Source organism: uncultured Caldilinea sp., from assembly GCF_937128415.1.
Lineage (GTDB): Bacteria > Chloroflexota > Anaerolineae > Caldilineales > Caldilineaceae > Caldilinea.
This window is the reverse complement of the sequence record NZ_CAKZMJ010000016.1, coordinates 1-22,001: the sequence shown is the minus strand read 5'-3', so window position 1 is coordinate 22,001 and position 22,001 is coordinate 1. Positions and strand designations below refer to the sequence as shown.

The following is a 22,001-nucleotide window of genomic DNA, read 5'->3' as shown; positions in this document are numbered from 1 at the left end:
CAGCCGCTTTCTGCGCCTCGGAGGCGAACCATGCACGCGCCTGGGCGATATCCGCGTGAATTTGCTTGACCAACTCGTCGAGGCTGGGGAAACGCATCTCCCTGCGCAGCCGGCTCAAGAAATCCACCGCCAGCGTGCGGCCATACAGATCGTCGACCTCATCCGGCGGCGGGAAGTCGAGAATGTGCGTCTCCACGCGACGGTGCAGGCCGTTCACCGTGGGGCGAACGCCGATATTGGTGACGCTTGGATAAATATCGATCCGCTCGAAGGAGGCGATCAGCGTGCGCGTCACGTAGACGCCGTCGGCGGGGAGAACCTTTTCCGGCGGCGTGCGCAGATTGGCGGTCGGAATGCCAACCTGACGCCCGCGCTGGTCGCCGTGCTCCACCACGCCCACCACTCGATAGGGGCGCCCCAGCAAGGCGGTCACCCTCGCCACCTCGCCTTCGTTCAACAGGGCGCGGATGCGGCTGCTGCGCACGATCTCTTCCTGGATGGCGGTCGGCTCGATCACCTCCACTGTAAAGCCCATGGCGGCTCCCAGCGCGCGCAGCGAAGGCAGGTCGCCGCTGCGGTTGCGGCCCAGGGCAAAATCCGGCCCCACCACCAGCGCCGCCAGCCCCAGATGTTTTTTGAGAAGTGTTATGAACGCTTCCGGCGTGAGTTGGGCGATTTCGTGGGTGAAAGGCTGGATGATCCCATAGGCGACGCCGAGGCCGGCCGCAATCTCCAGGCGCTCCATCGGCGTCGTCAGCAGGTGAAACGGAACCTCCGGCCGCAGCACGCGCGCCGGATGGGGGTCGAAGGTGAGAATGGCCGTGGCCGCCGGCCGTCCTTGTTCCTGCTCAAGACGCGCGGCGATGGCTTTCATGGCAGTGAGCAGCGCCTGATGGCCGAGGTGGACGCCGTCGAAGTTGCCGATGGTCAGCACCGTGGGGCCGTCAAGCTGCGCCTGACGCAAATCGGTGAAGATGCGCATAGTCCTCGTTTCTTGTGGGTCGCGCTGTTATCCCAACCATTTTTCCGCTTTCCAGCGCCAGCCGGCGCCGGACGCTCCATTGTCAAGCCGACGCATGACGCCGATGAAGCGGCTTCGCTCGTCTTGGGCGACCGCCAGTCGCCGTTCCGGGTCGCATGCGCCTTCCGCCAGCGAGACGACCTGCCCATGGCCCAAACGGCGCAACGTCTCGTCGTCCAGGCAATGGACGGGCAGCGGGAGCCGTTCGCCGACAGGGAGAAGCAGGTCGGCCAGCCTTCCCTCGCGGCAGGCTTGCTCGACGGCTGCGAGGCTGTGCGCCTCTTCGATGCGAAACTCGCCGATGCGCGTGCGGCGCAACGCCTGCAGGTAGGCCGCCGACCCCAGCGCGCGGCCCAGATCGCGCGCCAGGCTGCGCATGTAGGCGCCGGCCGAACATTCGACTTCCAGCATGATGCGGTCGGGAGGCGTGACTTCGACCAGGTCGATGGCGTAGAAGGCGACGGTGCGCACCGGCGCTGCGACGGTTTCCCCTCGGCGCGCGCGTCGATAGAGCGTCTCTCCTTGTCGCTTGATGGCTGAATAGAGCGGGGCCTGCTGTTCGACGTCGCCGAGGAAGGAGGCCAGCGCATGTCGGATGGCTGCAGGGTCAAGCGTCGGCGTCGGCGCCGTTTCGATCACCCGACCGGTGGCGTCGTCGGTGTCGGTGGCCGCGCCGAAGACGACCACCGCCCGATACCGTTTGCGCTGATGTTGGTAGAACTCCGCCAGCCGCGTGGCCTTGCCCAGGCAGAGCAACAGCAGCCCGCTGGCCATCGGGTCAAGCGTGCCGGTGTGACCGATCCGTCTTTGCCCGCTCCATCTTCGCACGCGCGCCACCACATCATGGCTGGAGAGCAACCGCCTTGAAACATCGTCAGGGGCGGTCGTCAGGTCGCCCTGCGCCGGCTGCGGCGCGAGGTCGTCGCAGCCTGGCTTATCTACGACCAGCAGTCCATCCAACGATGGATGGTCGTTGTTGTCGTTTATCGTCTGCATCGTTTTGGTCATCTTGTTCAGACCCAGGCGTCGCCTTCGATTGCCATCTCCTGCCGCTTGCGCTCTTGAATCAGCAGCGCCACCACCCGGTCGACGACTTCGGCGAGCGAACCGGGCAGAGTGCAGCCGCTGGCGGGTGCATGCCCGCCGCCGCCGAGCCGAAAGGCCAGGTCGCCGACGTTGAAGCCCGGCTTGGCGCGGAAGCTGCACTCTACGATGGGCCTGCCCGTTTCATCTCGCTTCTCGGTGAAAATGGCGCTCATGTCCGCCTCCTCCACCGAAGCGAGAACGCTGTTCAGGCGCGGGTCGTCGTCTTCGCAATCCGCGGCGCGCAGCTGCTCCTGCGTCACCGCCGCCCAGACGACGCGCTCGCGCAGTTGCACGCCGGGCAGCACGTCGCCCCATAGCCGCAGGATGCGGAAGGGCAGGCGATTCAAGGTCTTCTGCACGATCCAGGGGAGGCTGGCGCCTTTGCGCTGCAGCCTCGTCGCAGCCTCCATCACTTCAGGCGTGGTGTTGCTGGTGCGAAAGCAGAGCGTATCGGTGACGATGCCGGTGAGCAGGCACGTCGCCGCATCGGGATCGATCGGCGCAAAGAGTTTATCCGCCAGCCTTGTCAACATCTGACAGGTAGCTGCATCGTTCGGCTCGACCCAGTTGACGACGCCGAAGCGTGTGTTGGTGACATGATGGTCGATGACGAGCAGCGGCGTCTGCGCCTGCTCCGCCGCCTGCTGGAGCGCACCCATGCGATCCGGGCTGGACATATCCAGACAAATGATAAAGTCATACTCTGCAACGTCGACCGCTTCGGGCGACAGCACTTCCTCCGCGCCGGGCAAAAAGGCGAAGTCTGGGCTGACAGGCTCCGGCATGACCGGCGTCGCCTGCAGGCCGATGTTGCGCAGCAGATGGGTCATGCCGAGCACGCTGCCGTAGGCGTCGCCGTCGGCGTTGACATGGCTGACGCACAGAAACTTGTCGTGGCTGTGAATTGCGGCGATTAACTCAAGAGGAACGGAACGGCTCATGATGCACTCGTGGAAGCGGTTGTTCGGTCGGCTAAACTCCGGACGACGCGTGGGTCCGAAAAGGCGTCGTCTGGAAGATCGCTTGCGTCCGGGCGTTCGGGGATGGCGAGCGTCAGCGCGTAGACGGCGGCGACGCCCGCTTTCAACAAAGCCGAGGCGCAGGCGCACAACGTGGCGCCGGTGGTGTAGACGTCGTCGATCAGCAGGATGGACAGCCCCCGGCAGGCCGATGTGGCCGTGAACGCATCCTGTACATTTTCCCGGCGTTCGGCGCGGTTGAGGCCCACCTGAGAGCGGGTGAGCCTTGAGCGCTGCACCAGGTCGGTGCGCAGGGGGAGGCGACGGCGTTCGCACAGCGCCTGCGCCAGCAGCTCCGCCTGATTGTAGCCGCGCTCGCGGCGTCGTTCGTCGTGCAGCGGCACCGGCGCCACGGCGTCCAGGCGCGGAACGATCTCGCGCCAGTCCGGGCGATCGAGCGCAGCGACCAGGTACCGCGCCAGCAACGGCGCAAGGTCTCGGCGCCCTTCGTATTTCAGCAGATGAATCCATTCGCGCAGGGGCGAGACATGCAGCGCCGCCGCCCGCGCGCGTTGCAACGGAAACGCTGCGTCGTCTCGGCAGAGGTCGCAACGATCAACCGGCGTCGGTTGGGCGCGGCCGCAGCGCTGACAGATCGTTTGAGGTGCAGGAAGGACGAGTTGTGCGCAGCGCGGACAGATGCGCCACCCCGGCCGATCGCAGGCTACGCAGGTCGGCGGGAACAACAGGTCGACGCCAGCAGTCGTCCACGTGCGAATTGCGTTGCGCCAGCGCAGAAGGCGACGCCGTTGCGCAGTCGACATAAGCTAAAAAATCCGGTGCAGATAGAATGGCGTCCACAATCCCTGCCCGCCGAACAGCGACCAGCGAATGCCGATGTCGTTGAAGAACTCGCGGATGCTGTCTCCCACGATCAGCAAGATCGACAGCATCACGATCGCCAGCAGAATAATCATCAAGGCGAATTCCATGAAGCTCTCGCTGCCTCGATTGGATGGGTATTTCGCCATAGCGTTCACCGTTGCCCCTTTCCCGATCGGCGTCTCTCCTGAGGCGCACTCACAATGGCGTCAGTATACCATCGGCGGCGACGGCGTCCCAAGTTGCACACGTTGGCGGGGAGGTCTACAATAGGAAGAGCCTTTGTTTCGCGATTTTGCAACCTTTCAGGGAGCCTGAAGCTTCCTCAGGGTGGAACGGATAGATGCACTTCTAGGGTTGTTGAACCATTTCTCGTCTCCAGAGGAAAGGGGCCTGCTATGGATATCGCCGGCTTGTATGAGCTGCAAAAGATCGATCTCAACATGGACAAGGCCCGGCGTCGCGTGGCGCAAATTCGTCGGAAGCTGGAGGAGCCTGAGGAACTGAAACAGGCGCGCGCCGCAGTCGCAACGCTGCGCAGCGAGCTGGAGCGCCTGCACGCGAGACAGATCGACGCCGAGCTGAACAGCCGCCAACTCGCCGAACGCATCCAGGAGAGCGAGCGCCGGCTGATGAGCGGCGAGGTGCGCAACGCGCGCGAGCTGGAAGCGTTGCAGTCGAGCATTGAGTCGATGAAGCGGCAACGCGCGCAGGTCGAAGAGGTCGCCATCGAGTCGATGCAACAGCGCGAAGCGCATCAGCGTCAGCTCGCCGACCAAGAGGCAACGCTTGCCCATTTGGAGAACACCTGGTCGGCGCAAAAGGCCACATTGGAAGAGGAAGAGACAAAATACAAACGTTTCTACGCCCAACTGAAGCAGCAGCGCCAACGGCTGAGCGAGCGCCTGAGCGCCGATGCACTCTCCCTGTACGCGCAGCTCGTCGAACGCAAGGCCGGGGTCGCCGTGGCCGCCGTGCAGAACGGGGCATGCAGCGCCTGCAACATGGCCTTGCCTACAGGCGTCGTCAGCCACGCGCGCACGGCGGCGGGGACGCCGGTTTTTTGCCCGAGTTGTGGGCGCATCCTCTTCGCCGCCTAGCGACGACAGCCGTTGCTCGGGCCGTTGATGGCAAGGCGGTCACCGCATCAACAGCGGCAGGTGAATTGTCTTTGGCCAGGAATAGCGCACCTGCACCACCTCCACCTGCGCCTCCACGCCATTGTGATGATGGAAGAGCAAAATTCCTGTCCCCGGATGACTTGCGTAACCGTCCAGATCAAGCGCCGGCGTCGGCGCAGCGCCGGGCCGGTCCTCCCAGAGAGGGGCCTCCCTTCCGTCGTTCATGACCTGAAGCGCCGGCCGCGCCAGATCGAACCGGCGCGGGGGCGTGCGGTCGATGACGTCCTCAGGCTGATCGCCGAAGGAGCGATGATAGCTCTCCACCGTGTAGGAGATGACCGTCTGACCGGGCGGCAGGGCCAGGTCAGATACGCGCAGCGGCAACACCATGACGCGGCTTGCAAAGGGCCGCAGATCGGCGACGGAGGGCGGCGCCCCGTTGAGCGGCCCCTGGATCACCCGTCGTCGCGTGCGTAGGTTTTCGAGCGCGCTGACAAATGAGTCTCCGAAAAAGCGCTCCGAAGCATAGCCTTCGCGGCTGCTGTTGAAGAGTCGGAAATCGGCGGCGCCGTCGCCGTCTGCGTCGATCAGCACGTCGAAGCGCACCTGGTTGGGAGACGACCATGCCGCATGCGTCGCGATCCCAAAAAAGATCAGGGCTTCATCGTCTGCGGCGATCGGGGCATTGGTCGCAACGCCGATGTGGCTGATGTCGGCGCTGTCGTAGAGATCGAGCGCCTCGTCCGGCAGGCGTTGGGGGCGGCTGTTGGGGCTTTGCACCTCCAGTTGAAAGACGCTCACCTGCGAGACGACATCGGTCGAGGGCGCGCCGGCGTCGAGCGCCTGCCCGGTCAAGACCAGCGTGGCGGTGAGCGTCTCGTCGAAGGTCAGCAGAGAACTTGCCGCACGCATGGCGCTCACGGGCCGCGGGGCTGCATGCAACGGAACATGCAAAACGCTCTCCTCGCTGCGGAGCGCGCCGCTCAAAACCGCAGCGCTGTCGTCGAGCCAGAGCTCCACAACCAGCTTGTTTGTCGCCAGCAGCAGTTCATGCGATGGAGCGAGGGGCAGGGCGACCGTGAAGGAGGTTGTCAACGAAAGCGGCGCGGTGTGAGCCAGCGCGCTTCCGTCCACCGTGCGCAGGCGCAGGGCGCCGCTTCCGCCAGGCGCGGTCGCAGTGAAGGCGACTGTGAGCTCCAGCAAGCGCTCGGCGGGGCGATAGGCCGCCGCAACCTCCGCCGGATAGTCGCGGTGGGACAGCGTGGCGCGCCAGGTCGCCTCCGTAGGCCAGAGCAGGAGATAGCCGCTTTCCTCGTCGAAGCGCGGGCGATCGAGGTCCGGCGACGAGAGAGCTCGCTCCATCTGCGCGGCGTCGGCGTGGAGAGTCACGATAACGTCGGCGAAGCCTGCAGCCGGAGCCGTCACTGTGGAGACGGGCGTCGTCACCGTGACGCCGGACATGTCGGTCAGAGGAACATAGCTGAGTTGATACGCGAGGGTCCGGCTCGACTTGTTGGCGATGCGCAGCCGCTGCGAGGCCTGATAGCGATCCAGCACTTCGGGCATGCCGAAGCTGAGCGAGACGCGACCGGGTGCGTCGGCGGCGTAGGCGACTGCATCGGCGCGCGCCGCCGACGGTAAATCGATGCGGCCTGCGCCGACGAGCGAAGGCGCGCTCAGCGCGCCGGTCAGCGCTGCGGCGCTGCGCACCAACGGCAGCGCCGTGTTCATCGCCAGCGCTTTCAATTCGGCGCCGCTCCAGTCTGGGTGAATTTGCCGCAGCAGGGCCATGGCGCCGGCGACGTGCGGCGCAGCCATCGACGTGCCGGACAGGCTCACCGCGCCGGCGCCGCTTTGGCTTGCGGCGGAGACGATGCCGGCGCCCGGCGCGGCGATGTCCGGCTTCAGCGCGGCGTCGCCTGTGCGCGGCCCCCGCGAGGAGAAGCCCGTCGCTATATCGAGCGGCTGTGGGGCGTCCGGCCCCATCTCGACCAGGCCGTGCCGCGTCGCCGCCACGCTGATCACACGGTCGGCGTTGGAGGGGCTGCCCAGGGCAAAGCGCACGTCGCCGACGTTGCCCGCCGACGCCACCACAATGACGCCGAGCGCAGCGGCGTTGTCGGCCGCGACGGCGGTGGCGTCATAGAGCGCGCCCAGGGGGGAGCCGAGCGAGAGGTTGATGACGTCGACGCGGTCGGAGAAATCGCCGTCGCCGTTTGGATCGACCGCCCACTCGATGGCCAGGTCGACGATGTCCGAGCTGCCGGAGCAGCCGAAGACCTTGAGCGCATAGATGTGCGCCAGCGGCGCTATGCCTGGGCCGATGCGCAGGTTAGCGAAGTCGGTCGAGTCGTCCCAGGGGCCGGCGTAGGTCTGCCCGCCTTGGGTGACGCCGAAGCCAGCCGCAATGCCTGCGACGTGCGTGCCATGCCCATAGCAATCCATCGGGTCGGGGTCGGGCGCCGGGATCGGGTTGTAGGAGAATGCGCGCGGGTCGGCGTTGTAGGCGTCGCCGGCGAAATCGTAGCCGCCCACCACTTTGACGCCGGGAAAGCCGAGGACGTCGCCCACGACCGTCGGATCGTTTTGCGCATAGCCGACGCCCGGCCCGCCGAAATCGACGTGGAGATAATCGACGCCGGTGTCGATGACGGCGATGCGCACGCCTTCCCCGCGTGCAGGAAGGCGGCCATCGAAGCCGCGCCACAGGGCCGGCGCCCCCAGAAATGGAACGCTGGATGCCAGCGCCGGCTGCTTGCTGACGATGGGGTGCACGGCCTTGACGCCGGGGAGCCTCTCGAACTGCGCAACCTGCTCCGTCGTCCCCAGCAGGGCGACGCCGTTGTAGACGCGCTGCAGGCGATAGAGCATCTGCGCGCCGCTTGCCTCCACTGCGTGCGCCAAGGAGCGCTGCGCCTGATCGAGCGCGGTGATATGCGCCTGCGTTGCAGCGACGGCGGCTGCGGCGCTTACGCCTTCCTGTTGAAGCCGGCCGGCATAGACGGTCGCCGGCGGCGCCTCCAGCTCGATCATGTAGGCGCGCAGCGAGCGCGAGTCGACTGCGAGCGGAAGGCGTTGCAACCCGCCGGCGTTCGACTCGCCTCGCAACGGTGCGAAAAAGACCAGAGCGCTGAAGAACGCGAGCCAGCGAAGCAAAATGCGTCGATGCATCAACATCATCCTGGAAGAATGCAGCAAAAGTCTATTTTGCAGTGGTTTCCGAACTGCCACAATGATTGAGCTATTATACGCCAATCCCCACCAGGATCAGACGATGAAACGTAGATCACTCACCCTGACCACCATTGCTTTGCTCCTTTGGCTTTGCTTCACCTCGTTCTCTGCAGCGCAACCGAGCGAGCCAATCCCCGTCTACGTCTTGCAAGGCGAAGGAACGGCCACGCCCCTGCGCGGCCGCTATGTGGACGCCCTCGGCGTGGTCACCGGCGTGGGGAGCGCCGGCTTCTATTTGCAGGACCCGGTCGGCGACGGCCGCGGCGAAACCAGCGACGGCATCTACGTCTACACGCGGCGCCGTCCTGACGTGAGGGTGGGCGATTGCGTCCTGGTGCGCGGCGCGTTGATCGACGAATTCTACGACAAGACCGAACTCTCGCGCGTCAAAGCCATCGAACCCTCCATGCTCTGCCGGGGCAGGCCGACGCCCGCGCCGCTGCCGACGCTTCCCTACGCCGCGCGGCCTGAGGAGATGTATGAGCCGCTTGAAGGGATGTGGGTGCGCGCCGAGGCGCTGACCGGCGTCGTGCATGGCCCGACCAAACGCTACGCCAGCGGCGAGGCGGAAATTGCGCTCATCCCCGCCTCGCTCCACCCCTACATCAGCGATGGCCGCATCTTCTTCGATGAACCGGTCGAGCAGGCGCTGCTCGTGTACGTCAGCAGCGCCCTGGGCGCTCCTCTGCCTGACCTTCACCACGGCGACCGCGTCCGCATCGCCGGCCTCGACGGCGCCGCGTTCGACGCTATCCTGGACTACAACTTCGGCAAGTATCAGCTGTTGCTGCTGCCCGGCGCGATTGTGGAGCGCATTCACGCGGCTGGGGCTGCGCCGCTTCCAGCCGCCCCGGCCGGCGGGGAAGACTTCACCGTCTGTTCCTACAACCTGATGGCGCTGGGCGGCGGTTCGGCGCAGCATCCGGATCCAAATGACTATGCGCGGGAGCTGCACCGTCGCAGCCTTGCGATCGCAGAATGGCTGGGCGGTTGCCTGGTCATCGGTCTGCAGGAGAGCGGGACCCCGCGCGACGCTGAGGCGCTGGCGACGCATCTGCGCGAACGCTTCGGCCTCGACTACGCGGCCTCTGCATTGCCGGGGCCTCAGACCGCCAACCCTGAATTTCCTCTCACCAATGCGCTCTTGACGCGCAACGACCGCGTGCGCGTGCTCTCGTTGGCCAGCCCGCAGTCTTGCTCCCCTGTCGACTACGGGGTCGTCGATCCCGGCGCATGCCCCGCCGGGACGTTCCCGCTCTTCGACAGGCCGCCGCTTGTCGCCGACCTGACGGTGGAAGGGAATTGGGGCGACGCCATGACCCTCACCGTGATCGTCAACCACTGGAAGAGCAAGGTGGGCGACGAAGCCGTCAACCTGCCTCGTCGCATCCGCCAGGCGCAGGCGGTGGCCGAGCTTGCGCAGGCGCGGCTCTCCGCCAACCCAAACGCCGCCGTGATTGTGCTCGGCGACCTCAACGACTACTACGGCAGCGAGCCGGTCGAGACGGTGCGCACGGCGACGGAGCCGGACCTTGTCCACCTTTTCGATCGTCTGCCGCCGCTCAGCCGCTACACCTACATCTACAACGGCGCCAGCCAGGCGCTTGACCATGTGCTGGTCAGTCCGGCGCTCGCCGAAATTGTCGGCGAGGCGACGATTCTGCGCTTGAGCGCCGATTATGCGTCTCCGCAGGCGCCCACCGCCGCCGACGTCCTTCACGCCAGCGACCATGACCCCCTGCTGGTGCGCATCTGGCCGCGCGGGGTCGGCTGGGTGGCCGGCAACGTCGGCTATCCTGGCGTGCAGGTGGAGCTGTTGGACGCCGGCGGTTCTCGCGTGGCGCAGGCCGCCTCCGACGCCCGCGGGGACTTCCGCCTCTGGAACGTGAGGCCAGGAGCCTATCGCCTCTTGCTTCAAGCCCCTCCCCATGTTGAACTGTCGCTCTCCGATGTTGCGATAACTGTCATTTCCGGCGAAAATCGCTTCATGACAACAGCGCGCCATCAGGCCAGCGCAGCCGGCGCCGCCATGGCGCTATGGAGCGCTGCGCCTGCCTCTGCGCCGTAAGGTGGAGATTCTTCGATGACGGCGCATGAGAGACTCATCGATGTGGAGAAGAGGGCCATGAAGCATGTTTACCTGACCTGGAGTGAGCTGGAGGAGCTCGTCAGCCGTCTGATCTTTAAGCTCAACACTCCCTACGACTTGATCCTTGCCATTACGCGTGGGGGCATCATCCCCGGCGGCATGATCGCCGAAGCGCTGAAAATGAAGGAGGTCTTGACGGCCGCCGTGCTCTTCCCTGAACAGGCGGGGCAACGCGCGGCGTTGAGCTGGCCGCGCTTTATCCAGTTCCCCGCCGACGAGCTGCTGCGCGGCCGCAAGATTCTGGTCGTAGATAATCTCTGGTACCGCGGCCGCACGATCATGGCGGTGAAAGGTCGCATTGAAATTGCGGGCGGTTATCCGGAGCTGGCCGTGCTGCACTGGAAGAAAGCGAGCAGCATCTTCTCCGACGATGAGCCGGACTATTACGCTCAGATCACCGAGGACTTCGTCCATTACCCCTGGCAACGGATTGACGATTCTGACTATCGAGTGCGCACGGAACCGAGCTACTCATGAACGACAAGAAGGAACTCACTGCAGACGCGCCGGCGGCGGAGCGCATCGGCGCCATCCTTGAACTGTTGCATGCGGAATATCCGGACGCCCGCTGTGCGCTCGATCACCGCAACCCGCTGGAGCTGTTGGTGGCGACCATCCTTTCCGCGCAGTGCACCGACGAGCGGGTGAACAAGGTGACGCCTGCGCTCTTTGCCAAATATCCAGACGCGCGCGCCTTCGCCGAGGCCGACCTCGGCGAGCTGGAGGAGATGATCCGCTCCACCGGCTTCTATCGCAACAAGGCCAAAAACATCCAGCAGGCGTGTCGGCGCATTGTGGAGGAATACGACGGCGAGGTGCCCGCCGACATGGAAAAGCTGCTCACGCTGGCGGGCGTGGCGCGCAAGACGGCCAATGTCGTGCTGGGCGTCGCCTATGGCATCGCCGACGGCATCGTGGTGGACACGCACGTCAAGCGACTGGCCAACCGCTTGGGGCTGAGCGCGCACAGTGACCCGGACAAGATCGAAAAGGATTTGATGGCGATCACGCCGCGCGAGGAATGGATCGACCTTGCGCACCTGCTGATCTTTCACGGTCGTCGCGTCTGCGACGCGCGCAAGCCCAACTGCGCCGCCTGCGTCATCCGCCATCTTTGCCCGTCCGCCCAAGTATAAAGACCGATTACTCTCGCCATGCGCAGTCAAACCCTCTGGACTATCATCGTCGGTGTGTTGGTCATCGCTTCGGCGCTGTTCATGGCTTGGGCTGCGCTGCGACCGCTTGAGATTGCGCCTGCTCCGGTCACCGAGTCGCCGACGCCGACTTCCTCGCCGCCGACCCACAATGCCTGGCAGGAGGGCGGCGTTTGGCAGGAAGGCGAAGGGACGCTTGACCTGGACTGGGTGACGTTTTCAATGCCCGCAGGTTGGCGCTATGTGGTGAAACAATGGCCCGACGATCCTCCCTTTGACATGCAGGACGTTGCGCCGCTGCTGATAGCCTGGCGGGGAGCCGAGACGTTCGCCGACAGCATTCTGCGCTTCACGCTGGTCGCCATCCCTCGCAACGACCTGTCGCTCGAGCGTTATCTGGAAGACGTTCGCAGCCAGCTGGCCGAGGACGAAAGCGTCAGCGACGTCGCCGCCCGCCTCGCAACCGATTTGCGGCCAGATGGGTTGCCGGTCGCCCTGGTTTCGTATCGCGTTGCGACGCAGCTCGGGCGCATGGTCGGCCATCAAGTCGCTGCGCTTGACGCAACGGGCGAACAGCTCTTGATCGCTACGCTCGTCCAGCCGGAGGAAGACGGAATGCAGCTCTTGCGGTCGTTCACCGGCGCAATGCAGTTTGGTGAATAAGCATTTGTGGCGTGGCTCGTGCTCCGTGACCGTCTTTCCAGCAGGCGCAACACGAGCCACGAAACACACAACAGGAGGTTCCCATGCCAGCCCCGGTTCCACCAGGGTTCACGCGCGGCCCGATCATCTTTATGGGGCCGTTGACCGAACCGCTCGGTTTTGAGCGCATGATGCAGAGCTTTTGGGACGAGGCGGGCGGTTACGGCGCGCGTATCTTGATTGCGCCCACGGCTGCGCCGGACGACCCTCTGGTGGAGCGATGTCGCCGCTGGCTTCTCGACGCCGAGGTGGAGTCGGTCGATGTGCTTTCCATCGCCGACCGTCGCATGGCCTTTGCGTCTGAACTGATAACGCGTATCGAGAGCGCCACGGGCGTCATGATCACCGACGGCAATCCCCTGCGCTTTGTCGGCGTTCTGGGAGGAACGCCCGTTGCGCAGGCGATTCGCCGCGCCAACGCACGCGGCCGCGTCGTCTGCGGCGTAGGGCGCAGCGCCAGCGTCTTGAGCCAGCACATGATCCTTCCAACCCATGTTGCGCCTGCGCCGGAAATCCAGTTGACGTCCTCCCTGATTCGTTTTGCGCCGGGCCTGGGCATCGTCAACCGCGTAGCGTTCGATTGCGACGAGGAGGCCGGAACACATCTGCGCACACACCTGCCGCGCCTGCTCGTCGCCGTCGCCCATAATCCCTTTCTGATCGGCGTGGCGCTTGACCCCAACACCGGCGCCGTCATCTACGCCAACAGCGAGCTGGAGGTCTTCGGCGCCGGCGCGGCGTTGATCGTCGATGGCTGGCAAATGGAGGAAACGACCCTGTACGCAGCGGCGGCCAACCAACCCTTTCGCGTCAGCGGCGTGGAGATTCACACGCTCGGCAGTGGCTACACCTACAACCTGGACCTCCATCAGGCGAAGAGCCCGCCGGCGAGCGAGATTCCGCAGGCGGGCTATGAGAAGTTTTCCTCATTTTGACGGGGCCGCTCACCACTCTGTAAGCCACTCCTCCTGCTCGCCCACTACTTTGAAAGCGCGCCCGCCGTCAACGGTGCGTTGCCCCGGCGCCGGCAACGCCCGTGACGGCAGGGGCGGTGCATAGCCTCCGTGCGCATAGTGCGCGCCGGGATGTTCGCCGGCGTGGGACGTTTGCGCCGTTGGGGGCGCAAAGATGATGACCGGAGCCTGCGACGGCAAGGCAGGATAAGGCGCGGCGTAGCGTCCGCGCCGTGGACCGTAGTGGTTCATCTCCTCGTCCTCGTCGTCAAACGCCTCCTCCTGCCGTCGCCGACCGGAGGCCAGCACCAAGAGCGCAGCCGGGACGCCGGCCAACACGCCCAGCAGCACGCCGATCGCCATGCCTACGGCGTCGGCGCTCAATCGTTGGCCGACCAGAAACGCCGCCACAACCAACAGAAAGAGTCCCACCACCACCCAGAATTTCATGTGCATTTGCTCCTTTGAATCTGTCGCGTGTTGCGTGATTCGTGTTGCATACGCCGTGTCTTTTCATGAAACACACAACATGAACCACGTACATCCTTTCACCGGACGCCTGCGGGCCGGACGTGGCTGCCGGACCAACATCGCCGCCCGCAGGCGCCCTCTCGCAGCACCAGGCATATTCTCTCGATGTCTTCAGGGCCGAGCCAGGCGGCCTGAAAGCGCACGCTCTCCCCTTTGGCGATCAGCAGAAAGTCTCCTTTGCCTTCCAGCTTCTCTGCGCCGCTGTCTGTGATGCCGGTGGCGTAGCGGGCTTCATCCTTGCTGGCGACTGCGCCCACCAGCCGCACGGGAAAGTTTGCCTTCAGGGCGCCGCCGATCACCTGCGCCGTCGGCTTTTGCGTGCAGGCGACCAGGTGAATGCCCGCCTCGCGCCCCCGCTGGCCAAGCCGCGTCAGCAGCGTCTCGACCGTGGCGCCGCCGGTCATCAGCAGGTCCGCCAGCTCATCGATGCCCACGACCAGCGCAGGGCGATTGACGCCGGCGCGGTCGCGGCGCTCCATCTCTTCCACCAGCCAGCGCAGCCGCTCGGTCGCCTCCTCGACGCTGGCCGCGATCCGCCCCAACACATGTGGAAGACAGGCCAGCGCTCCGAAGCCGCGACCCTTTGGGTCGATCAATACAAGCTGCACCTGACTCTGGCGGTTGTACATTGCCAGCGAGGTCAACAGCGTGCGCGCCAGGGCGGTCTTGCCGGAGCCTGTTGTGCCCGCCACCAGCACATGCGCCACATCCGGCGCAGGCAGCCGCAACATCAGCGGCGTGCCGTCCGGCTCAAGCCCCAGCACGGCCGTCAGCGGCGGCGCGCTTCCCAACCGCTCGCACAGGGGCAGCAGCCGCACCGGCGCCGGGCGCTCCCTTGGCACCTCCACCTGAATGGCTGCGCCCTCCCGATAGATGCGCGCCTCTCGCTTGTTCAGCTCCATGGCGATCTCATCGGCGAGCGCCTTGATCTTATTGACTTTGGTCGCACCGTCGGTGACCAATTGAAAGCGCACGAAGCGAGGAGTCACCGCTCCCCCCGTGACGCGCGCCTGAACATGATGGCGCTCCAGCACCGCCTCGATGCGATCCGCCTGCATTTCCAGCGTGCGTCGTCGATAGCCCATCGCGTCGTTGCTCCAGTCAAAGAATAGAACAAATGTTCTACACCGGAAATATAGACGATCTGAGAAGGGTTGTCAAGGGGGAATTTTTTGTTTCTGTTGAAGGAACAGGGTGTTGGGAGAGGTGCAGGATTTATTTTGGGCGCAAGGGCAGGCTATGGCGATAGCGTTTTTATTCAGCCAAAAGCGCACGAGGTGAGTCGGCCAGAAGCCAGGCCACCATGCAGAACAATCCGCAGCGTCCTTTCTCGGCGCGATGGCTGAAAAAGTCCTGCGTGTTGCGCGCGGTGTCGATGCCGCTGATCTCGACATGGCGAGGGTCAACGCCCGCTTCGACGAGGAGTTGGCGATTGACTTCCCACAGGTTCAAGTGAGGATTGCGATGTGCGCCGTTGGGATGGTGGAGCGCTGCAGCAGGGTTGGGCAGCCGCGCCTGCGCCAGCGCGGCGACTTCCGGCCCCACCTCGTAACTTTCCGGGCCGATGCTCGGGCCGATGCAGGCCAGCACGCGCGCGGGGTCGGCGCCGTAGGCGCGCTGCATGGCGCGCAACAGCGCTGGCGCAGCGCCTTCGAGCGCGCCGCGCCAGCCCGCATGAACGACGCCCAGGGCGTGATGATCCGGGTCATAGATGAGAATCGGCGCGCAGTCGGCGAAGACGAGGCTGAGCGGCAACCCGATGGCGTCGGTGATGAGACCATCGCAGCCGTCGATCACTGCGCCGGCGTGCTCCCAGCCCACCCTGGCCACGCCCACGCCGTGCACCTGGCGACAGTGCACCATGTCGCCTGCGTCGACGCCCAGGGCGGCGGCCAACCGCCTGCGATTTTCTTGCACGCGCTCGGGCGCATCCCCGCGCGCCACGCTGAAGTTGAGGCTGCGCCACGGCTCCGGGCTGACGCCGCCGTGGCGCGTGGAGACATGCGCAGCGACGGGCGCGCTCGCCAGTTGCTCGAAGACGTAGGTGATGACCCCGTTGCTGTGATGCACGCGAACCATGGGCGCAGGGTGGTTAAACGCCCAACCGATTGCGGCGCAAAATCTCGTTCGTCGCCTGTCGCGTCGAGGGTTTGTGCCCTGGCAGAGGGAGGATGCGCTCATGCACGGCGTCGATGATCCACTCTTTCGTCGGGAAGAACATCTCCTCCAGCTCGGCGGGCGGCGTGATCCAGTTGCGCGCACCGACGACGACCGGCGGTCCATCCAGGTAGTCGAAGGCGAGCTGCGTCAGGTTGGAGGCCATCGTATGCAGGAAGGAGCCGCGTTCGCAGGCGTCCGAGGCCAACACCACCTTGCCCGTCTTCTTGACCGACTCCACCAGCGGCGCATAGTTGAGCGGGTTGAGGAAGCGCGCGTCGATCACCTCGGTCGAAACGCCGTACTTTTCCTCCAACACTTGCGCCGCCTCCAGCGCGCGGTAGAGGGTGGCGCCGACGGTGATGAGGGTCAGATCGCGGCCGCTCTTGCGCAGCGCCGGCTCGCCTTCCGGCACGACGTAGTCCTCCAGCGGCACGCCGCCCTCCACCAGCGTCTCCGGCTCCGGATAGAGGCGTTGACTCTCGAAGAAGACAACCGGATCGCTGCCGCGCAGCGCCAGGGAGAGCATTCCCTTGGCGTCATAGGCGGTGGCCGGAAAGTAGACCTTTAGCCCGGGCACATGGGCGACCATGGCGCTCCAGTCCTGCGAGTGCTGCGCGCCGTATTTGGCGCCGACCGAGACGCGCAAGACCAGCGGCATCTCCAACACGCCGCCGGACATCGCCTGCCACTTCGCCATCTGGTTGAAAATTTCATCGCCGGCGCGGCCCATAAAGTCGCAGTACATCAGCTCCGCCACCACGCGGCCGCCGCTCAGGGCGTAGCCGACCGCCGCTCCGACGATGGCGCCTTCGGAAATAGGTGTGTTGAAGAGGCGAGGATAGGGCAGCGCCTCGGTCAAGCCGCGGTAGACGCCGAAGGCGCCTCCCCAGTCGCGGTTCTCCTCGCCAAAGGCGATCATCGTGGGGTCTCGATAGAAGCCTTCGATCATGGCCTCGAAGAGCGCCTCGGCGTAGGTGAGCGTCTTCAGCTTGGGGTGAGGTTTGCCATTTTCATCGAAGGCGAAGCGGAACTTGGCCTGCGTCTGCGCCCAGCGGCTTTCCTCTTTTTTCTGCAACACCCAGGGTGCGCCGTCGCCGTAGCGCTCGCGGCGGCGATTGGAGAACATGATGTCACCGATGTATTCCGAATCGAGCGCAATGCGCGGGGCGATTTCGTCGTTCACTGCGGCGGAGAGCACCCGCACCAGCCGGTCGATGGTCTCCTCGATCATGGCGTCCAGCTCGCCTTCGGAGGCGTGGCCGTTGGCGATCAGATAGTCTCGGTAGCCGATGAGCGAGTCGTGTTGGCGCCAGAGGTCCACTTCCTCCTTGGTGCGATAGGCGGAGGCGTCGGACGGGGAGTGGCCGGCGAAGCGGTACGTCACCGTGTCGAGCAGCGCAGGGCCGCGGCCGGCCAGCAGCAGCTCCTTCTTGCGCGCGACGGCGTCCGCCACCGCCAGCGGATTGTAGCCATCGACGCGCTCGGCGTGCATCGCCTCTGGGTTGACGCCCAGCCCGACGCGCGCCAGCACCTCGAAGCCCATTGTTTCGCCGTAGGGCTGGCCACCCATGCCGTAGAAATTGTTCATGAAGTTGAAAAGCATGGGCGGCGCGCCGCCGACTTCGGGCGGCCAGAGCTTACGATATTGATCCATGGCGGCGAACATCATCGCCTCCCACACCGGGCCGCAGCCCATGGATGCGTCGCCGATGTTGGCGATGACGATGCCCGGTCGTCGGTTGACGCGTTTGAAGAGCGCAGCGCCGGTGGCGATGTCGGCGGAGCCGCCTACGATGGCGTTGTTGGGCATGACGCCGAAGGGCGGGAAGAAGGCGTGCATCGAACCGCCCATGCCGCGGTTGAAGCCGGCGAAACGGCCAAAGATCTCCGCCAGCGTCCCGAAGAGCACATAGTCGACAGCCAGATCTTTGACGCCGCCGTTGCGGTGAAAGGTTTCGACCACGCGCAGCGTGTCGCCTCCGTTGTAGGTCGTCATGATCTGCGTGAGCGCCGCCTCATCGAGCTGGGCGATGGCGGAGAGGCTCTTGGCAAGAATCTCGCCGTGCGAGCGGTGCGAGCCAAAGATGAAATCGTCGGGCGTCAGCACGAGCGCCTGGCCCACCGCCGCCGCCTCCTGTCCGATGGAGAGATGGGCCGGCCCTTTGTGCTGATATTCAATGCCGTGGTAGACGCCTTCTTTTTTAATGCGGTCGAGCATGGTCTCGAACTCGCGGATGATCACCATATCGCGATAGACGCGCACCAGCGCGTCTCGTCCATAGCGCGCCGCCTCCGCCGCCGGGTCGGAGACATATTGGTTCAACGGGATTTCCGGCCCTCGCAAAATCGAGGGCTTGCGCATTTCCGTGGGGTCGATCAAAATTGCTTTCGTCATAGTCGGCTTCTTTCGTGTTGCGCAATTGGGTGTTCCGTACTGCGTATTGCGTGATTGGGTGTTCCGTACTGCGTATTGCGTGATTGGGTGTTGCGTAGTGCGTATTGCGTAGTGCGTATTGCGTGTTGTGTATTCGGTTCTTATCACGAAACACGCAACACGAAACACGCACCACCTCTCCGTTGATCCTATCCAACCAACAACAGATCGATCGCTGCGATCGCCTGTCCTAGCGCCTGCAAGAACCGCGCAGCCGGCGCGCCGTCCACCACCTGGTGATTGATCGTCAGCGACAGTCCAATGTGAGGGATGAATCGAATTTCGCCGTCCACCTCCACTGCTTTGGGCTGAATGGCGCAGACGCCCAGGATCGCCACCTGCGGCGGGTTGAGCACAGGGGTGAAGCTTTCGACGCCGAAGGCGCCGAGGTTGGTGACGGTGAAGGTGCCGCCGGTCAGCTCGTCGGGCGTGATCTTGCTCTCAAGGCAGGCTGTAGCCAGGCGCTTGGCCTCGGCGGAAAGCCGACGCAGGCTAAGCGCCTCCGCCGCGCGGATCACGGGAACCATCAGCCCGCGCGGGGTGTCGACGGCGACGCCCAGATGGACGCTGCGATATTGGTGGATCTCGGTTCCGGTGAACAGGGCGTTCAGGCCAGGATAGGCGGGCAACGTGCGCGCCACGGCGAAGAGCACGAGGTCGTTGATCGTGATCCCTCGCAGCCCCATCGCCTCCGGGCTTTCCTTGAGCCGCTTGCGCAGCGCCTGCAACGCCCGCGCATCCGCCGAGGCATGGATCGTCAGCTGCGCTGTCGTCTGCAACGACTGCAACATGCGCTCGGCGATGACTTTGCGCACACCCTTGACGGGGATAATCTCGACTTCGCCAGGAGCGAGGGGCGAAGGGGCAGCGATGGAGACAGGAGCCTGCGCAGCCCCCGCAGGCGGAATCCGCTCCAGAACTTCTCCCACTCTTCTGCTCTCTTGCTCTCCCGCTCTCACCAGATCCTTCGATGTCACGCGTCCCCCGGGCCCGCTCCCCTGCGCCGGCACGGCGTATCCACCCTCGGCCACCATCGCCTTCGCCACCGGCGTAAGTTTGGGCTGCGCTGCGAGGGCGGCCTGCACGTCGCGCTCGATGATGCGCCCGCCCGGCCCGCTGCCCGTCAACCCACCTGTGTCAACGCCCTTGCGTTCGGCGAGGTGACGCGCGCGCGGGGAGATCGGAGGCCGAAGCTCAGCAGCCGGGGCCGGAGATGGCGCAGCCGCCGGCGCTTCAGGAGATACAGCGGATGGAACCGATGGAGAAGCGACTTCTTCGCTTCTTACAGCCTCCCCTTCGCCATCTGGCGCCGCCTCCCCCGGCTCGCCGATCCAGGCGATCGTCGTCATGACAGGGACTTCGTCGCCCACATTGTAAAGCGTCTTCAATAACACGCCGGCGACGGGGCTGGGCACTTCCATCGTCGCTTTGTCCGTCTCCACTTCGCATAGCACGTCGCCCACCTCAACGGTTTCGCCAACGCGCTTTTTCCAGTCGACGATAATGACGCTTTCGACGGTGTTGCCTTGTTTCGGCATGACGACCGATGTGGGCATGGATTCTCTCCTGCTTTTTGTTCAAACTGAGTCGCTCATAGGTGTTCCAGGGTTTGTGGCGCGTGGGCGAATCCCCACGGAACACGCACCACAAATCACCGTTGCAAATCATCTCCCGCTATAATGCAACATCCCCAATCGACTCCAAGACATAGGTCGGCTGATAGGGGAAGCGGTCGATCTCCTCTCGGCGGGTCACACCGGTGAGCACGAGAGCAGTGTCCAGGCCGCTGCTCACTGCGCCGACGATGTCGGTGTCCATGCGGTCGCCGATCATGATCGTCTCCTCGGAATGCGCGCCCAGGAAGTTGAGCGCGCTGCGCATCATGTACGGATTGGGCTTGCCGACGAAGTAGGGCGACACGCCGGTGGCTTTTTCGATCAGCGCCGCCATGGCCCCGCAGGCCGGCACAATGCCATCCTCTGAAGGGCCGGAAGGATCGGGATTGGTCGCCACAAAGCGTGAGCCGGCCGCAATCAGGCGTATCGCCTTGGTGATCTGAGCGATGTTGTAGCCATGCGTTTCGCCCAGCACGACGTAATCCGGCTCTGTCTCGGTCATCACGTAGCCAACGCTGTAAATTGCGTCGGTGAGGCCGCTTTCACCGATCACGAACGCCTTGCCGTTGGGGCGCTGACGCTGTAAAAAGCGCGCCGTGGCGATCGCCGAGGTGAAAATACGCTCGCTCGGCACGTGCAGTCCCACCGTCTGCAAGCGGTGCGCCAGGTCGCGTGGGGTGTACATCGGATTGTTGGTCAACACCAGGTACGGGATGCCGCGCTCGTTCAAGGCGTCGATGAAGCGCTGGGCGCCGGGGATCGGCGTCCTGCCGCGCACCAGTACGCCGTCCATGTCCATCAGGTAATTTTTGTATTGTTTCATCTTCCTGCTCCGTGAAGTTCTTGAACGATAGTATTTTTCACATCGCTCAAGTGTACCAGCTTTGGGTTAACTTCACGTTATGGCTTTTGCCCCAAATTTTATGGCTTTGCATTGTCCAACGCGCGACTGGATCAAACGATCGCCACTTCGACGCCGCGGGCGCGCACAGCCGCCACCATCTCACCGGGCGCGCCCGCGTCGGTGATGATGACGCTCACCTGGTCGAGGCTGGCGAAAGAAGCGACGCCCACCCGTGCCCATTTGGTGGCGTCGAGCACGGCGATCACCTGGCGACACAGCGCTGCGATCGGGCGCTTCACCGCCGCTTCGTCGGGACTCACGTCGGTCAGGCCGGCCAGCAGATCAACGCCATGCGCGCCAAAGAACCCCTTCTGCAGATTGAGCCTGGCGATCTCCTCCAGCCCGTGTGCGCCGACGAACGAGGCCGTCTCGCGCTGCAAGACGCCCCCCACCAACACGACATCCACACCTGGCGCGTCGAACAGCTCGTGCACCACCTCCAGGCTGTTGGTGACGACGGTCACGTAACGATGTTGCTTGAGATGGTGGGCAATCGCCAGCGAGGTGCTGCTCGAATCCAGAAAGACAGCGTCCCCCTCCTCAATTCGCTCGGCGCCCGCCTGACCGATGCGGCTCTTTTCTTTGACCTGACGTTGCCGACGCAGGGCCAGCGCCATCTCACCGAGATCGTTGTCCATACGCACGGCGCCGCCGTGCGTGCGCACCAGCAGCTTTTGCTCGGCCAGCGCCTGCAGGTCGGCGCGGATCGTCACTTCTGAAACGCCGAAACGCTGGCTCAGCTCGGCCACGGCGACGCGCCCCTGCGTCTGCACCAGCTCCACGATGGCGCGTCTCCGCTCGGCCAGGTACAGATCGTCAAATGCGTCTGTCAATTTGCGGTTATCTTCAATCACTTTCATTTGCTTTCGATTCTTGCATAAACAGTGACGTCTGTCAAATGCGCTTCATCGGCGCGTATCGATTGAGTCCGATGAGGTTGCGTTGAGAGTCGCAAAGGAGTCTCTGTATGCAGATTTTTTTCCTGCGGCTCCTGGGTGCGCCTGAGGTGTGCGGCTGCGAGCCGCACCTACGATGAATCCAGAGAATTCGGGGCTGCGACGGCGCTTTCTCCCCCTCTCCCAGCATTGGGAGAGA

Annotated in this window: 19 protein-coding genes; 6 read left to right on the top strand and 13 right to left on the bottom strand. The window is 64.6% G+C overall.

The window, feature by feature from the left end:
* The 5 genes from Q0367_RS02255 to Q0367_RS02235 all read right to left on the bottom strand — a co-directional run.
* A partial coding sequence (locus Q0367_RS02255) for a bifunctional riboflavin kinase/FAD synthetase (protein ID WP_298980777.1) occupies positions 1–982 on the bottom strand: 982 nt, incomplete at its 3' end.
* 27 nt (positions 983–1,009) lie between these two features.
* A complete protein-coding gene (gene truB, locus Q0367_RS02250; RefSeq protein WP_297637282.1) occupies positions 1,010–2,017 on the bottom strand; it encodes a tRNA pseudouridine(55) synthase TruB in 1,008 nt (335 codons plus the stop codon).
* A gap of 17 nt (positions 2,018–2,034) precedes the next feature.
* The gene (locus Q0367_RS02245; RefSeq protein ID WP_297637285.1) at positions 2,035–3,048 is read right to left on the bottom strand and encodes a bifunctional oligoribonuclease/PAP phosphatase NrnA; all 1,014 of its coding nucleotides are present in this window, start codon (positions 3,046–3,048) and stop codon (positions 2,035–2,037) included.
* Positions 3,045–3,890, bottom strand: coding sequence for a ComF family protein (locus Q0367_RS02240; RefSeq protein ID WP_298980776.1), 846 nt, complete (start codon positions 3,888–3,890; stop codon positions 3,045–3,047). The genes Q0367_RS02245 and Q0367_RS02240 overlap by 4 nt, the downstream gene beginning before the upstream one ends.
* Before the next feature lie 3 nt (positions 3,891–3,893).
* Entirely contained in the window at positions 3,894–4,097 is a 204-nt protein-coding gene (locus Q0367_RS02235; protein ID WP_297637291.1) for a hypothetical protein, read from the bottom strand.
* Positions 4,098–4,346: 249 nt separating this feature from the next.
* Between Q0367_RS02235 and Q0367_RS02230 the strand changes: the two genes are divergently transcribed.
* Positions 4,347–5,048, top strand: coding sequence for a zinc ribbon domain-containing protein (locus Q0367_RS02230; protein ID WP_298980775.1), 702 nt, complete (start codon positions 4,347–4,349; stop codon positions 5,046–5,048).
* Positions 5,049–5,087: 39 nt separating this feature from the next.
* Here Q0367_RS02230 and Q0367_RS02225 read toward each other — a convergent pair whose 3' ends face one another.
* Positions 5,088–8,240, bottom strand: a complete 3,153-nt coding sequence (locus Q0367_RS02225) for a S8 family serine peptidase (protein ID WP_298980774.1) — start codon at positions 8,238–8,240, stop codon at positions 5,088–5,090.
* 103 nt (positions 8,241–8,343) lie between these two features.
* Between Q0367_RS02225 and Q0367_RS02220 the strand changes: the two genes are divergently transcribed.
* The 5 genes from Q0367_RS02220 to Q0367_RS02200 all read left to right on the top strand — a co-directional run bounded on the left by Q0367_RS02220 (position 8,344) and on the right by Q0367_RS02200 (position 13,243).
* Positions 8,344–10,371 (top strand): endonuclease/exonuclease/phosphatase family protein, encoded by a 2,028-nt coding sequence (locus Q0367_RS02220; RefSeq protein ID WP_298980772.1) that lies wholly within the window; start codon positions 8,344–8,346, stop codon positions 10,369–10,371.
* 57 nt (positions 10,372–10,428) lie between these two features.
* Complete coding sequence (locus Q0367_RS02215) at positions 10,429–10,929, top strand: phosphoribosyltransferase (protein ID WP_297637304.1); 501 nt, start codon at positions 10,429–10,431, stop codon at positions 10,927–10,929.
* On the top strand, positions 10,926–11,588 hold the full coding sequence (gene nth / locus Q0367_RS02210; RefSeq protein WP_298980771.1) for an endonuclease III: 663 nt from the start codon (positions 10,926–10,928) through the stop codon (positions 11,586–11,588). The genes Q0367_RS02215 and nth overlap by 4 nt, the downstream gene beginning before the upstream one ends.
* A gap of 18 nt (positions 11,589–11,606) precedes the next feature.
* Positions 11,607–12,269 carry a hypothetical protein gene (locus Q0367_RS02205; RefSeq protein WP_298980770.1) on the top strand — a complete coding sequence of 221 codons (663 nt, stop codon included), beginning with the start codon at positions 11,607–11,609 and terminating at the stop codon, positions 12,267–12,269.
* A gap of 83 nt (positions 12,270–12,352) precedes the next feature.
* Positions 12,353–13,243: a cyanophycinase gene (locus Q0367_RS02200; RefSeq protein WP_298980768.1), complete on the top strand. Its 891-nt coding sequence runs from the start codon at positions 12,353–12,355 to the stop codon at positions 13,241–13,243.
* 9 nt (positions 13,244–13,252) lie between these two features.
* Here the strand turns inward: Q0367_RS02200 and Q0367_RS02195 are convergent, their stop codons facing one another.
* The 7 genes from Q0367_RS02195 to Q0367_RS02165 form a co-directional block, all read right to left on the bottom strand.
* On the bottom strand, positions 13,253–13,711 hold the full coding sequence (locus Q0367_RS02195) for a hypothetical protein (protein ID WP_298980766.1): 459 nt from the start codon (positions 13,709–13,711) through the stop codon (positions 13,253–13,255).
* A 98-nt stretch (positions 13,712–13,809) separates the two neighbouring features.
* A complete protein-coding gene (locus Q0367_RS02190; RefSeq protein WP_298980764.1) occupies positions 13,810–14,877 on the bottom strand; it encodes a DNA translocase FtsK in 1,068 nt (355 codons plus the stop codon).
* Between the two features lie 169 nt (positions 14,878–15,046).
* Positions 15,047–15,871 carry a polyphenol oxidase family protein gene (locus Q0367_RS02185; protein WP_298980762.1) on the bottom strand — a complete coding sequence of 275 codons (825 nt, stop codon included), beginning with the start codon at positions 15,869–15,871 and terminating at the stop codon, positions 15,047–15,049.
* 13 nt (positions 15,872–15,884) lie between these two features.
* Positions 15,885–18,347 carry a thiamine pyrophosphate-dependent enzyme gene (locus Q0367_RS02180; RefSeq protein ID WP_298980760.1) on the bottom strand — a complete coding sequence of 821 codons (2,463 nt, stop codon included), beginning with the start codon at positions 18,345–18,347 and terminating at the stop codon, positions 15,885–15,887.
* A gap of 188 nt (positions 18,348–18,535) precedes the next feature.
* Positions 18,536–19,942, bottom strand: coding sequence for a dihydrolipoamide acetyltransferase family protein (locus tag Q0367_RS02175; protein ID WP_298980759.1), 1,407 nt, complete (start codon positions 19,940–19,942; stop codon positions 18,536–18,538).
* Between the two features lie 118 nt (positions 19,943–20,060).
* Positions 20,061–20,825 (bottom strand): HAD-IIA family hydrolase, encoded by a 765-nt coding sequence (locus Q0367_RS02170; protein WP_297637340.1) that lies wholly within the window; start codon positions 20,823–20,825, stop codon positions 20,061–20,063.
* 131 nt (positions 20,826–20,956) lie between these two features.
* On the bottom strand, positions 20,957–21,766 hold the full coding sequence (locus Q0367_RS02165) for a DeoR/GlpR family DNA-binding transcription regulator (RefSeq protein ID WP_298980758.1): 810 nt from the start codon (positions 21,764–21,766) through the stop codon (positions 20,957–20,959).
* Positions 21,767–22,001 lie beyond the last annotated feature (235 nt).

What these genes read in the sequence shown, in the direction of transcription:
- truB (WP_297637282.1), bottom strand. Translation starts at nt 2,017, where the DNA reads ATGCAGACGATAAACGACAACAACGACCATCCATCGTTGGATGGACTG.
- Q0367_RS02245 (WP_297637285.1), bottom strand. Translation starts at nt 3,048, where the DNA reads ATGAGCCGTTCCGTTCCTCTTGAGTTAATCGCCGCAATTCACAGCCAC.
- Q0367_RS02240 (WP_298980776.1), bottom strand. Translation starts at nt 3,890, where the DNA reads ATGTCGACTGCGCAACGGCGTCGCCTTCTGCGCTGGCGCAACGCAATT.
- Q0367_RS02235 (WP_297637291.1), bottom strand. Translation starts at nt 4,097, where the DNA reads ATGGCGAAATACCCATCCAATCGAGGCAGCGAGAGCTTCATGGAATTC.
- Q0367_RS02230 (WP_298980775.1), top strand. Translation starts at nt 4,347, where the DNA reads ATGGATATCGCCGGCTTGTATGAGCTGCAAAAGATCGATCTCAACATG.
- Q0367_RS02225 (WP_298980774.1), bottom strand. Translation starts at nt 8,240, where the DNA reads ATGCATCGACGCATTTTGCTTCGCTGGCTCGCGTTCTTCAGCGCTCTG.
- Q0367_RS02220 (WP_298980772.1), top strand. Translation starts at nt 8,344, where the DNA reads ATGAAACGTAGATCACTCACCCTGACCACCATTGCTTTGCTCCTTTGG.
- Q0367_RS02215 (WP_297637304.1), top strand. Translation starts at nt 10,429, where the DNA reads ATGAAGCATGTTTACCTGACCTGGAGTGAGCTGGAGGAGCTCGTCAGC.
- nth (WP_298980771.1), top strand. Translation starts at nt 10,926, where the DNA reads ATGAACGACAAGAAGGAACTCACTGCAGACGCGCCGGCGGCGGAGCGC.
- Q0367_RS02205 (WP_298980770.1), top strand. Translation starts at nt 11,607, where the DNA reads ATGCGCAGTCAAACCCTCTGGACTATCATCGTCGGTGTGTTGGTCATC.
- Q0367_RS02200 (WP_298980768.1), top strand. Translation starts at nt 12,353, where the DNA reads ATGCCAGCCCCGGTTCCACCAGGGTTCACGCGCGGCCCGATCATCTTT.
- Q0367_RS02195 (WP_298980766.1), bottom strand. Translation starts at nt 13,711, where the DNA reads ATGAAATTCTGGGTGGTGGTGGGACTCTTTCTGTTGGTTGTGGCGGCG.
- Q0367_RS02190 (WP_298980764.1), bottom strand. Translation starts at nt 14,877, where the DNA reads ATGGGCTATCGACGACGCACGCTGGAAATGCAGGCGGATCGCATCGAG.
- Q0367_RS02185 (WP_298980762.1), bottom strand. Translation starts at nt 15,871, where the DNA reads ATGGTTCGCGTGCATCACAGCAACGGGGTCATCACCTACGTCTTCGAG.
- Q0367_RS02180 (WP_298980760.1), bottom strand. Translation starts at nt 18,347, where the DNA reads ATGACGAAAGCAATTTTGATCGACCCCACGGAAATGCGCAAGCCCTCG.
- Q0367_RS02175 (WP_298980759.1), bottom strand. Translation starts at nt 19,942, where the DNA reads ATGCCCACATCGGTCGTCATGCCGAAACAAGGCAACACCGTCGAAAGC.
- Q0367_RS02170 (WP_297637340.1), bottom strand. Translation starts at nt 20,825, where the DNA reads ATGAAACAATACAAAAATTACCTGATGGACATGGACGGCGTACTGGTG.
- Q0367_RS02165 (WP_298980758.1), bottom strand. Translation starts at nt 21,766, where the DNA reads ATGAAAGTGATTGAAGATAACCGCAAATTGACAGACGCATTTGACGAT.